The sequence below is a fragment of the Methylophilaceae bacterium genome (assembly GCA_018398995.1).
Lineage (GTDB): Bacteria > Pseudomonadota > Gammaproteobacteria > Burkholderiales > Methylophilaceae.
In genome coordinates, this window is the sequence record CP073759.1 from 111,089 (window position 1) to 123,119 (window position 12,031).

General features: G+C 41.6%; 10 protein-coding genes. All 10 read right to left on the minus strand.

Features of this window, described 5'->3' with window-relative positions:
- Positions 1-15: 15 nt before the first annotated feature.
- The 10 genes from pheA to trpA all read right to left on the minus strand — a co-directional run bounded on the left by pheA (position 16) and on the right by trpA (position 12,018).
- On the minus strand, positions 16-1,098 hold the full coding sequence (pheA, locus tag KFB94_00605; protein ID QVL45664.1) for a prephenate dehydratase: 1,083 nt from the start codon (positions 1,096-1,098) through the stop codon (positions 16-18).
- Positions 1,099-1,111: 13 nt separating this feature from the next.
- Positions 1,112-2,182, minus strand: coding sequence for a 3-phosphoserine/phosphohydroxythreonine transaminase (serC, locus tag KFB94_00610; GenBank protein ID QVL45665.1), 1,071 nt, complete (start codon positions 2,180-2,182; stop codon positions 1,112-1,114).
- Between the two features lie 11 nt (positions 2,183-2,193).
- On the minus strand, positions 2,194-4,743 hold the full coding sequence (gene gyrA, locus KFB94_00615) for a DNA gyrase subunit A (GenBank protein QVL45666.1): 2,550 nt from the start codon (positions 4,741-4,743) through the stop codon (positions 2,194-2,196).
- Positions 4,744-4,909: 166 nt separating this feature from the next.
- On the minus strand, positions 4,910-6,094 hold the full coding sequence (locus tag KFB94_00620) for an O-succinylhomoserine sulfhydrylase (protein QVL45667.1): 1,185 nt from the start codon (positions 6,092-6,094) through the stop codon (positions 4,910-4,912).
- A 212-nt stretch (positions 6,095-6,306) separates the two neighbouring features.
- Entirely contained in the window at positions 6,307-7,854 is a 1,548-nt protein-coding gene (gene purF, locus KFB94_00625; GenBank protein QVL45668.1) for an amidophosphoribosyltransferase, read from the minus strand.
- Positions 7,855-7,898: 44 nt separating this feature from the next.
- The gene (locus KFB94_00630) at positions 7,899-8,390 is read right to left on the minus strand and encodes a CvpA family protein (GenBank protein QVL45669.1); all 492 of its coding nucleotides are present in this window, start codon (positions 8,388-8,390) and stop codon (positions 7,899-7,901) included.
- Between the two features lie 12 nt (positions 8,391-8,402).
- Positions 8,403-9,035, minus strand: a complete 633-nt coding sequence (locus tag KFB94_00635; GenBank protein QVL45670.1) for an SPOR domain-containing protein — start codon at positions 9,033-9,035, stop codon at positions 8,403-8,405.
- Complete coding sequence (gene folC, locus KFB94_00640; protein ID QVL45671.1) at positions 9,036-10,319, minus strand: bifunctional tetrahydrofolate synthase/dihydrofolate synthase; 1,284 nt, start codon at positions 10,317-10,319, stop codon at positions 9,036-9,038.
- A gap of 27 nt (positions 10,320-10,346) precedes the next feature.
- Entirely contained in the window at positions 10,347-11,204 is an 858-nt protein-coding gene (locus KFB94_00645; GenBank protein ID QVL45672.1) for an acetyl-CoA carboxylase carboxyltransferase subunit beta, read from the minus strand.
- A 19-nt stretch (positions 11,205-11,223) separates the two neighbouring features.
- Entirely contained in the window at positions 11,224-12,018 is a 795-nt protein-coding gene (gene trpA, locus KFB94_00650; protein ID QVL45673.1) for a tryptophan synthase subunit alpha, read from the minus strand.
- Positions 12,019-12,031 lie beyond the last annotated feature (13 nt).

Here is a 12,031-nt window from a genome sequence, read left to right on the forward strand (position 1 = left end):
ATGTCTATCAAAAAATTAAACAATCGCAACAGGATAAGACCCAAGCACTTTTATGACAGACGCTCGTGCCGCTAATTCAGCAATAGCAACCGCAACTTTTGTGTCAGTTTGATGGCCTTCAATATCAATAAAAAATACATAATCCCACAAGCCTTGTTTTGAAGGCCGAGATTCTAATTTGGTCATGCTGACACCATGACGTGAAAGAGGCTCCAACAAATCAAACATTGCGCCAGGCTTGTTTTTTGTACTAAGCGCCAATGATGTTTTATCTTTACCTGAAGCAGCCACATCATGTTTACCCAATACTAAAAACCGTGTCGTATTTTTTGGATCATCTTCAATATTCGATGCGAGTATATTCAGATCAAATAATTCTGCCGCTCTTTTGCTGGCAATGGCTGCGGCAAACGTACCATCTGTAGCCACCAAGTCATGAATCATTTTTGCTGCAAACGCGTTACTGGTAACAGCTTCTCTTTGCACAGTTGGCAAGTTTTTATTGAGCCATTGGTGACATTGCGAGAGTGATTGCCCATGCGAAAAAACATGGGAAATTTGGCCAATGTCTGTTTGTTTTGATAATAGGCAGTGATGAATAGGTAGTGTTACTTCGCCACATACTTTTAGCGAGCTAGAGAGTAATAAATCTAATGTTAGACCCACGGCGCCTTCCGTTGAATTTTCAACAGGCACAACAGCATAATCTGCTTGATCAGCTTCTAATGTCCTAAATACTTCATCAATTGTGCCACAAACAATAGCATGACAACCCTGCCCAAACTGTTTCAATGCCGCTTCTTCGGTATAGGTGCCAATCGGCCCTAAAAAAGCAATTGATAGTTCTTTTTCTAGTGCCCGGCAGTTAGACATAACTGCACGAAATACATTGCTCACCGCTTCACTTGAAAGCGGCCCTGCATTAGCGGCTTGCATAGCTCGCAACACTTGTGCCTCTCGCTCAGGACGATAAATAACACCATCCTCTTTAACGTGGCCAATCTCTCGCGCAAGATTTGCTCGCTCGTTTATAAGCTTCAGTATTTGCGCATCAATTGCGTCAATTTTCTGTCTAAACTTTTTTAATAAATCTGTCATTTTTAAATTTTAGCTAATGCGATTGCTCAAAAATTTGCATGTAATCGACGAGTGCCTGCACCCCTTCTAAAGGCATTGCATTGTATATGCTAGCACGCATACCTCCAACGGAACGATGTCCTTTTAGTTGCAACAAACCATTGGCTTCTGCTCCCGCAATAAACGCATCATTCAGTGTTTCATCTTTCAAGAAGAAAGGAATGTTCATGCGTGAGCGATTTTTAATAGCGACATCGTTAATATAAAAATCAGTTGAATCAATGTAGTTATACAACAAATTAGCTTTTGCAATATTTAACTGCTCAATCGCGACAACACCGCCCTGGTCAAGTAACCATTCAAATACCAATCCCGCCATATAAATACCATAGGTGGGCGGGGTATTCACCATGCTTTGATTTTCCGCTTGCTCTTTCCAATGAAAAACACCAGGCGTTGAGGGTGATGCTTGATTGAGCAAATCTTCTCGAACAATCACGATACACAATCCAGCTGGCCCAATGTTTTTTTGTGCCCCAGCGTAGATAACGCCATATTTTGACACATCGATAGGGCGAGAAAGAATATGGGAAGACATATCGGCTACAATCGGTACATCACCAGCATCAGGCAAACCATCAAACTCGACACCATTCACTGTTTCGTTTGTGCAGATATGCAAGTAAGCAGCTTCTGTATTTAATGTCCAATCTGCAAAGTTTGGTACATATGTAAATGGCTCACTATTGGCCACAACATCAATATTGCCTACCATTTTTGCTTCTTTTACACTGCGTTGGCTCCAGCTTCCTGTAATCGCATAATCGGCACGTTTTCCATTCAACAAGTTAAGAGGAACCATCACATTCTCAGCAATCGCTCCACCCTGTAGAAAAAGCACTTTATAAGTCTTGGGTATATTGAGCAAATGTCGAAAGTCATCTTCTGTTTTCGCTAAAATACTTAAAAACTCTTTTCCGCGATGTGACATCTCCATCACCGACATGCCACTGCCGTGCCAATCTAACATCTCTGCTTGCGCACGTTTTAATACGGATGGCGGCAACACCGCCGGCCCAGCTGAAAAATTATAGATTTTCTTCATCTGTTGCGTCGCTATTCTTCGTCATCTTCTGTTTCAACTACTTTTTCCAGCCCAGATAATTTTTCACCTTGACCTAAATTAATCAGCGTCACGCCTTGTGCCGCACGCCCCATATCACGAATCTCTTTCACACGTGTACGTATCAGCACGCCACCAGTTGTAATCAACATAATCTCGTCTTCTGCACTCACTAATCTAGCCGCAATCGCTTTACCATTACGTTCACTAATCGCAATTGCTTTTACGCCTTGTGTACCCCGACCTGAATGACGGAAATCGGATAATATCGTCCGTTTACCGTAACCATTTTCAGTTGCAACCAATACCGACTGCTGATCATCGTCAGCAATCAACAACGACAACACTTGCTGACCAGCGGCAAGTTTCATGCCGCGCACACCGCGCGTAGCACGACCCATTGGGCGCACATCATCTTCGCTAAACCAAACCGCTTTACCACCATCAGATACTAAAACAACGTCATTTTTACCATTCGTAATTTCAGCGCCAATCAGATAATCACCCTCATCTAACTTAATGGCAATAATGCCTGATTTACGGGGTTTATTAAACTCGGTTAATGCTGTTTTCTTAACGGTGCCTTTGGCTGTTGTCATGAAAATATATTCATTCTCAGTAAACGCTTTTACTGGCAGTATGGCGTTAATTTTTTCACCTTCTGCTAACGGGAATAAATTAACAATCGGTTTACCACGACCAATTCGACTACCTTGCGGCACTTCATACACTTTCAACCAATAGACTTGTCCCAGGCTGCTAAAACATAAAATATAATCATGGGTATTGGCAATAAATAACTTATCAATAAAGTCATCTTCTTTTGTTGGCGCGGCTGTTTTACCTCGACCACCGCGTTTTTGAGCACGGTATTCTTCTAACAACTGTGATTTTACGTAACCGGTATGCGACAGAGTTACCACGACATCTTGTGGTGTAATTAAATCTTCTAGTGATAAGTCTTGTGTGTTTTCAACAATTTCACTGCGTCGCTTATCACCAAAACCTTTACCTATTTCAGTCAATTCATCTTTAATCATTGTTGTGACACGGTGCGCGTTTGCCAAAATATCCAATAAGTCAGCGATCACATCCATCACTTCTTTATATTCATTAACAACTTTATCCTGCTCTAAGCCGGTTAAACGTTGCAAACGCATCTGTAGAATTTCTTGCGCTTGTACACCAGAGAGTTTGTAGCCAGTCGGCGTTAAGCCAAAGTCGACCGACAAACCATCAGGGCGTGAGGCCTCCATTGCCGCACGTTTGAGCATTTCCTCGACTACTGGCGATGTCCATGCGCGCTCCATTAATTTTTCTTTTGCTTCTGGTGGTGTTGGCGCAGCTTTAATGATGGCAATCATTTCATCCACATTCGCTAAAGCAACAGCCAAGCCTTCCAACACATGACCTCGATCGCGTGCTTTTCTTAATTCAAAAACAGTTCTACGCGTAATCACCTCGCGACGATGACGCAAGAATGCTTCAAGAATTTGCTTGAGGTTTAATAAACGAGGCTGACCATCTAACAAAGCAACCATATTCATACCAAAGGTATCTTGTAATTGCGTTTGCTTATAGAGATTATTCAACACAACTTCTGGCACTTCACCACGCTTTAATTCAATGACAACGCGCATACCAGACTTGTCAGATTCATCACGTAAATCAGAAATGCCTTCGATTTTTTTATCATTGACTAACTCTGCTATTTTCTCAATTAAGGTCTTTTTATTTACTTGATATGGTAGTTCATCAATAATAATGGATTGACGGTTACCGCCTTTATCCATATCTTCAAAATGGGTGCGGCCACGCATCACAACGCGCCCACGACCTGTGCGATACCCCTCTTTAACACCCGTTGTGCCATAGATAATGCCGGCCGTTGGGAAATCAGGCGCAGGGATTAAATCAATTAATTCATCTACTGTTGTTTCTGGATTTTCTAGCAAAGCTAGACAAGCCTCCAACACTTCATTTAAATTATGCGGTGGGATATTAGTCGCCATCCCCACAGCAATTCCAGAGCTACCATTAATCAGCAAATTAGGAATACGCGCAGGCATAATAAGTGGTTCATTTTCAGAGCCATCATAGTTTGGGCCAAAGTCTACGGTTTCTTTTTCGATATCTGCAAGTAGCTCATGTGCAATTTTTGCCATACGAATTTCTGTGTATCGCATTGCAGCCGCGTTATCGCCATCAACCGAACCAAAGTTACCTTGCCCATCGACTAACATATAGCGTAATGAAAAGTCCTGCGCCATACGCACAATAGTGTCATAGACCGCCGTATCACCATGCGGATGGTATTTACCAATCACATCACCAACAATACGCGCTGATTTTTTATATGGCTTATTGTAGTCGTTGCCTAACTCATGCATCGCATACAATACACGTCTATGTACAGGCTTGAGTCCATCGCGCACATCTGGTAACGCTCTTCCCACAATCACGCTCATCGCATAATCCAAGTAAGAACGACGCATTTCGTCTTCTAAGCTAATCGGCAGGGTTTCTTTTGCGAATTGATCCATGTTTTATTCCGTTTTTGATATAAGATAGCAACTTTTTATAAGTGCATTTTTATAAGATGTTTAATCATCAAATTTTAGCATGTTTACGTTATGAAGGCAGTCTTTTCAGTAATTATTCACTTAACAAAACGGGGCTTAAAGCCCCGTTTTGTTATGGTTGTACAAATTAAGAAGTTAATAATCCAAGATCGGCCATTAAATCATCTTCATGCTCCAATCCTACTGCAATCCGAATTAAACTGTCTTTAATCCCAGAGGCTTCTCTTGCTTCGCGGGTAATGCGACTGTGTGTTGTTGTTGCGGGATGTGTAATGGTACTTTTAGCATCGCCTAGATTCGCGGTAATCGATATCATCTCTGTTGCGTCAATCACCGCCCAAGCTGCTTGCTGTTCAGTTTGCCCCTTTTTAGGCTTCACTTCAAAACTCACTATACCGCCGCCATTGGTTTGCTGGTGCATTGCAAGCTCGTGTTGAGGATGTGATTGAAGCCCAGGGTAAAATACGCGAGCAACTTGCGGCTGAGCTTCTAACCAAGCCGCCAAGTTCATCGCCTTACGTGCATGTGCCTCCATTCGGATAGGTAAAGTTTCCAACCCCTTCAAAAAGACCCAGGCGTTAAATGCGCTCATGGTTACGCCTGCTGTACGTAAATATGCATAAACAGGCTCCATTAATACCGTTGAGCCAAGTACAGCACCACCCAAACAACGCCCTTGCCCATCAATATATTTGGTTGCTGAATGAATAATAATATCAGCACCCAATGCCAATGGTCGCTGGATTGCAGGTGTACAAAAACAATTATCTACTACTAAATACACGCCCGCTTGGTGCGCAATATTTGCTAGCGCTTGAATATCACAGACCTCAGTTAATGGATTTGACGGTGTCTCAACAAAAAATAATTTAGTTTTTGGCGTAATGGCCGCTTGCCATGCTGCTGAATCAGTTAATGACACTAACGTCACCTCCAGCCCCCAACGTTTTAATATATTAGTGAATAATTGTACCGATGTGCCGAAAATACTTTGTGATGCAACCACATGATCGCCTGTTGAGCACAAGCCCATCACGCACGCCAAAATTGCAGACATGCCACTAGCGGTGGCCACACATTGCTCTGCCCCCTCCATTGCAGCAAGCTTATCTTGAAATGCCGTCACTGTTGGATTGGTAAAACGGGAGTAAATATTGCCTTGCTCCTCTCCACTAAATCGAGCTGCAGCTTGGGCGGCACTTTCAAACCTAAAACTAGAGTTCAAAAATATAGCCTCAGAATTTTCACCCAAGGCAGTTGGTGCGTTGCCAGCTCGAACACTGATTGTATCTGGATGGTATTTTTTATTCATCTACTTCTCTTTATCATCGTTTAATCGTCATAACTGTTAATCATCAAGTCGCAGCTAGGCACTAAAAAACCCGCATTAGCGTGTTGGCTAAAGCGGGTTTTTTGTCTCGCTTTAGCAGAATTTATATTGCGCTCGCAAGCTGAGTTAGGCTTTGTTTAATGTTGGCCACTCAAATCAGCGCACTTTTATTTAACGCCCAAATCTGACGAATGTCAAGCTCCGTGCCCTGCCAGTTCTTCCTCTTCAGTACCAACCAAATTCAAATCCATTTGTGTGGTTGAGTTGGGTGGTCTCACTGTTTGAGTTAAATCACCGCGCAAGGTTTCAATACGGTTTAAATAAACCGCATCAATATCACCTGTTACATAGTGCCCATCAAAACAACTAGAATCAAAGTCTTTAATTTTCGGATTCAATGCAAGTATATTATCTTCTAAGGCTTTTAAATCTTGATAAATCAAAGCATCGGCACCAATCTCTTCACAGATTTGTTGATCTGTACGATCTGTTGCTAACAATTCATCGCGACTTGGCATATCAATGCCATATACATTGGGAAAGCGAACTGGTGGCGCAGCAGAAGCAAAATATACTTTTCGAGCACCTGCATCACGTGCCATTTGTACAATTTGTTTTGACGTTGTACCTCTCACAATTGAGTCATCAATCAGCAGTACATTTTTACCCTCAAATTCGACTTTAATTGGGTTTAATTTTTGCCGCACTGACTTTTTACGTAATGCCTGACCAGGCATAATAAAGGTGCGTCCAATATAACGATTTTTAATAAATCCTTCTCGGTACTCCAACCCTAATGCAATCCCCACTTGCAGCGCACTTGGGCGGCTGGTATCGGGAATTGGAATGACCACATCAATATCTAAATGTCCCCATTCTCGTTTTATTTTTTCTGCTAGACTGGCGCCCATATCGAGGCGTGTTTGATAGACCGAAACACCATCAATGAGAGAGTCAGGTCTGGCTAAGTAAACATACTCAAAAATACAGGGTGTTAGTTGTGGGTTTTCAGCACATTGCTTACTAAATAAATTACCATCCATATCAATGAATATTGCCTCGCCAGGCTCAACATCTCGCATCAAGGTAAATCCAAGCACATCAAGTGCAACACTTTCAGAAGCAACAATATATTCTGATCCTTTTTCTGTATCCATTTTCCCAATGACTAATGGACGAATACCATGTGTATCGCGGAAGGCAAGCAATCCAAAATCAGCAATCATGGCCACAACCGCATAAGCGCCTTTGCAACGACGGTGAACATTGGTAACAGCATCAAAAACCATATCGTTATTGAGCACTGCACTTTTAGAAGTCTTTTCAATTTCATGCGCTAACACATTCAGCAATACTTCAGAATCTGACGTTGTATTGATATGCCGCAAATCCTGCTTAAAGATTTCTGATTTCAGTTGTTCAGAGTTGGTGAGATTGCCGTTATGTCCTAGCACAATGCCAAATGGAGAGTTAACATAAAACGGCTGTGCTTCGGCAGCGCTGGAAGATCCTGCTGTTGGGTACCGCACATGTGCGATCCCTGCGTTACCAATCAAGCTTCGCATGTGTCTGGTTTGAAATACATCTTTAACTAAACCATTACTTTTATGCATAAAAAAAGTATTCCCATCACAAGTAACGATGCCAGCAGCATCTTGACCTCGATGCTGTAATACCAATAAACCGTCGTACAACAGTTGATTGACTGGATTTTTACCTACAACTCCTATAATTCCACACATATGATGGCATCATCCTTAAAAAACTAAGCTATTTAATCACAAAATTAATCATATTTAACATGCTTGCTGACACCTTCAGGCAACCACGGCAATACTGATTTTACTAATATTTCAAGTGGATCACTTAATAGCGCATCAGTCCACATTTGTTCTTTTGGTAAATTGGTTAATCCCGCTAAAAAAACCAATAGACAAGCGATTAACAATCCTTTTGCAAACCCAAAAAGCACACCAAAAAATCGATTTAACCAACCCAAGCCTATTTTACTCACCATGCTAGAAATTGCCATCGCTAGTAGACCAGTTAGAAACAATACTGCGATTAATATAATCAAAAAAGCGATGAGTGTTTTTAATGCTTCTGTCGGAATCCCCTCAGGAAGAAAATCGGCCAGCATCACTGAGTATGCTTTAGAAACATAAAAAGCAACAAACCATCCTACAATCGCCAGCATCTCTTTAACAGCACCTCGCATCATGCTAACCACTACGGATAAAACAATAATGGCTATAACAATATAGTCGAAACTGGTCAAACGATAGTTTCCTTATTTTTGACTAACGACCATGCCGGTAAGCCCAGCATCTTTAATATTCTCAAGCGCGATAATTGCATCATTCTTACCAACAAATGTGGTTGTACGTAATCGTGTTTTTTCGCCTGTTTCAGTCGTTAGTTTTTCAATAACTGATTGATAGCCTAGCTCATCTAATTTCAATTGTAGTTTTTTAACATTTTCTGGGTCAGAAAAAACACCTATTTGTACATAAAATTGATTCGATACATTTTGTGAAGGGACTTTTGTAGCATCGATGACTGGCATTACTTTGATGTCTGTTATTGGCTCATCAACTATTTTTGTTGTTTCTTTAGGTTGATTAGCCGTCACTTGACTGTCTAGCTTAGCCATTTTTTCAGGCGGCTCAATCGCATCAGGCTTTTCTGGCGCAATCACAATGTCTGTGGGCGTATTATCATTAATTTCAGTAGGCGCATTATCTGGAAGTGTCTCATTTGAAATAACGATCGCAATTTCTTGCGATGTGTTGGATAAGGCACGATCTTTTAACAAAACAGGCAACAATGTAATCATGAGCAACACTAAGGCAATTGCACCCACTAAACGGCGTCGTGCGCGTTTTTTAAAAATCAACTCTAGATCAGATTGATCGCCCTGCATTTACACCCCTTGAACATTTAAAGCATCGATGGCATCGGCTACCGTGTAGAACGAACCAAATACGATTATTCTATCATTTTTATCAGCCTCTTTACAGGCAGCTTCTAAAGCTTCCGCAACGCGGTGAAAGACTTTTGTTAGGCCATTTTTTGCTTTTGGCTGCAAATACTGGATTAAATCATCTGCCGTTGCACCTCGCGCATGATGATTATCGGCCAAATACCAAATAGAGATATAAGGTAAAAGTGCATTAACCACTTGTTCAATATCCTTATCTGCAAGCATGGCAAAAACGCCTAATGTTCGTCCTTGATGGCTATTATTTTTAAGGTTATTCGCCAAAGATAACGCTGCTTGCGGATTGTGGGCGACATCTAAAATAATGTCAGGATTTTGACTAACTTGATAAAATCGCCCAAGTAAGGTAACTGTTTTTAGCGTTTCATCAATCGCCTCCATTTTTACTGGGAGCTGTTGGTTTAATTGTTCTACTGCACAAATGGCACATGCTGCATTATTGAGCTGAAAATCGCCTTGTAATGCTAATGGCGACATGGATAAAGTAAGGTCTGACGTTTGATATTGCCAGCCATTTGGCGATGATTGCACAAAAAAGTCACGATTAATCAAATGTAGATCTGCACCAATGGTATTAGCGTGATGAATGACTGTCTGAGGAGGATTCACATCTCCGCAAATTGCTACCTTATGCGGACGATAAACGCCTGCTTTTTCCGCACCTATTTTTTCCCGCGTATCGCCTAAATACTCTAAATGATCTAAATCGACACAGGTAATAATAGCGCAACTTGGTTCAAATACATTCACTGCATCCAAGCGGCCACCCATACCAACCTCTAGAACAGCAACATCCAAATGAGATTGTTCAAAATGCCACATTGCAGCTAATGTCCCCATTTCAAAGTAAGTCAGCACTACATCACCGCGCGCACGTTCAACGGCAGAAAAAGCGACACATAATTCCTCATCAGAAGCCTCTTGATGATTAACTCGAACACGCTCGTTATAACGCTTTAAATGAGGGGAAGTATAAGCACCGACACGATACCCAGCAGCAAGATAGATTTGCTCTAGCATGGCGCAAGTGGAACCTTTCCCATTGGTGCCAGCAATACTAATAATGGGAAATTGTGGTGACAAACCTAACCGACAAGCCACTTCACTGACGCGATCTAAACCCATCGCGATAGATTTGGGGTGTAGTGCTTCTATATACGTCAACCACTTCGCAAGTGATTGTGGCTGGGCAAGTAAATCATTCACAAGTAATCGCCAAACAAATATGAACGTTTAAACAGCGTGCATTAAATTAGATAACAAATTATGTAATTTCTCTCGCATTTCGCGTCGATCAATAATTAGATCAATTGCTCCATGCTCAAGTAAAAATTCGGCACGCTGAAAACCATCTGGCAGCGTTTCGCGTACTGTCTGCTCAATCACACGTGGTCCAGCAAACCCAATCAGGGCATTCGGTTCGGCAATGATAATATCACCCAACATAGCAAAGCTGGCTGATACCCCGCCCATTGTAGGATCAGTCAAAATTGAAATAAAGGGCAATCGAGCTTCAGAGAGCTTTGTTAACGCTGCACTTGTTTTTGCCATTTGCATTAATGACAATAAGCCTTCTTGCATACGCGCACCGCCACTGGCTGCTATACAAATAAATGGGCTTTTGTTTTCAATTGCAGCATTAACACCCCGCACAAAACGCTCTCCGACTACCGATCCCATTGAGCCACCCATAAATTTAAATTCAAAAGCAGCAACAACAACTGGCATTTCTAGAATTGCACCTTGCATCACAATTAAAGCATCCATTTCTTTAACTGTTTTTTGTGCCTCTTTCATGCGCTCAGTATATTTTTTACTATCTTGAAATTTTAAGGAATCGATAGGTGCTACATTTGCACCAATTTCTGTTTGACCTCCTTTATCTAACAAGAAGCCAATTCTAGCTCTCGCTGAAATGCGATTATGATGGTCACATTGTGGACAGACTTCTGCATTGCCTTCCAAATCCGTTTTATATAATACGGACTGGCATGCATCGCACTTGCTCCATAAACCCTCGGGCATGCTGCGCTTTTGTACTTTACCCACTACATGTTGAATCTTTTGTGGAATTTTATCTAACCAACTCATTGCTCACCCCAATATTGATCTAATCGATTGCTACGCGCAATTCTTCTATTAATGCACGAATGTTTGCAAACAAGTTTTCTTCCGTTGATTGCTCTATCGTTAATACTGTGCGACTTCCAACGACAACAGCATCAGCAAAGGCAGCTACAGATTTTGCTGTTGCTGCATCTTTAACGCCAAAGCCAACGCCAACAGGCAAGTTGGTTTGTTTTCGAATATTGGCAACACGTGCTTTTACTTCTTCAACATCCAAATTAGCTGCACCAGTCACACCTTTTAACGAAACATAGTATAAAAAGCCTGTGGCTTGCTTTACTACTAAATCAATGCGTTTTTCTTCTGTTGTAGGTGACAGTAAAAAAATACTATCAATACCATGCTGATTAAGTTCAGTAATAAAGCCGTCACACTCTTCAGGCGGATAATCCACTGTTAATACACCATCAACACCAGACTCTTTAGCACTTGCTGCAAAAATCGCAGTGCCCATTGCCTCAATTGGATTAGCATAACCCATCAATACAACAGGGGTACGGTCATCTGTCAGGCGAAATTCTTTTACCAATGCTAACACTGTACGCAAACCAATTTTGTGTGCGAGCGCCCTCTCACTTGCTCGCTGAATAACGGGGCCATCTGCCATTGGGTCAGAAAATGGCACCCCTAGCTCTATAATATCTGCACCTGATGCAACCATCGTATGCATCAATTCAACCGTGAATTTTGGATGCGGATCACCTGCTGTGATGTAAGGAATAAGTGCTTTTTTATTGTTTGCTTTTAATGCAGCAAACGTAGATTGTATTCTTGACATAAATTGATTCTGA

Coding starts and splice junctions, on each gene's coding strand:
- pheA (QVL45664.1), bottom strand. CDS start 1,098: ATGACAGATTTATTAAAAAAGTTTAGACAGAAAATTGACGCAATTGAT.
- serC (QVL45665.1), bottom strand. CDS start 2,182: ATGAAGAAAATCTATAATTTTTCAGCTGGGCCGGCGGTGTTGCCGCCA.
- gyrA (QVL45666.1), bottom strand. CDS start 4,743: ATGGATCAATTCGCAAAAGAAACCCTGCCGATTAGCTTAGAAGACGAA.
- KFB94_00620 (QVL45667.1), bottom strand. CDS start 6,094: ATGAATAAAAAATACCATCCAGATACAATCAGTGTTCGAGCTGGCAAC.
- purF (QVL45668.1), bottom strand. CDS start 7,854: ATGTGTGGAATTATAGGAGTTGTAGGTAAAAATCCAGTCAATCAACTG.
- KFB94_00635 (QVL45670.1), bottom strand. CDS start 9,035: ATGCAGGGCGATCAATCTGATCTAGAGTTGATTTTTAAAAAACGCGCA.
- KFB94_00645 (QVL45672.1), bottom strand. CDS start 11,204: ATGAGTTGGTTAGATAAAATTCCACAAAAGATTCAACATGTAGTGGGT.
- trpA (QVL45673.1), bottom strand. CDS start 12,018: ATGTCAAGAATACAATCTACGTTTGCTGCATTAAAAGCAAACAATAAA.